Raw genomic sequence first — 429 nt, 5'->3', positions numbered from 1 at the left:
ATGGAGCAGCTGATGTCGTCGATTAAGGAGGTGATCCAGCCGCAGGTTCCCCTACGGCTACCTTGTTACGACTTCACCCCAGTCATGAATCACACCGTGGTAACCGTCCTCCCGAAGGTTAGACTAGCTACTTCTGGTGCAACCCACTCCCATGGTGTGACGGGCGGTGTGTACAAGGCCCGGGAACGTATTCACCGTGACATTCTGATTCACGATTACTAGCGATTCCGACTTCACGCAGTCGAGTTGCAGACTGCGATCCGGACTACGATCGGTTTTATGGGATTAGCTCCACCTCGCGGCTTGGCAACCCTTTGTACCGACCATTGTAGCACGTGTGTAGCCCAGGCCGTAAGGGCCATGATGACTTGACGTCATCCCCACCTTCCTCCGGTTTGTCACCGGCAGTCTCCTTAGAGTGCCCACCAT

1 rRNA gene is annotated in these 429 nt (G+C 55.2%); it reads right to left on the bottom strand.

Annotated features, from left to right (window positions below):
- Positions 1 to 23: 23 nt before the first annotated feature.
- Positions 24 to 429: ribosomal RNA gene (locus QMX93_RS30845) — 16S ribosomal RNA — on the bottom strand; the annotation flags it as partial.

Source organism: Pseudomonas sp. PS01303 (genome assembly GCF_029959385.1).
GTDB classification, from domain to species: Bacteria; Pseudomonadota; Gammaproteobacteria; order Pseudomonadales; family Pseudomonadaceae; genus Aquipseudomonas; species Aquipseudomonas rustica.
This window is presented reverse-complemented; position numbering and strand designations above follow the sequence as displayed.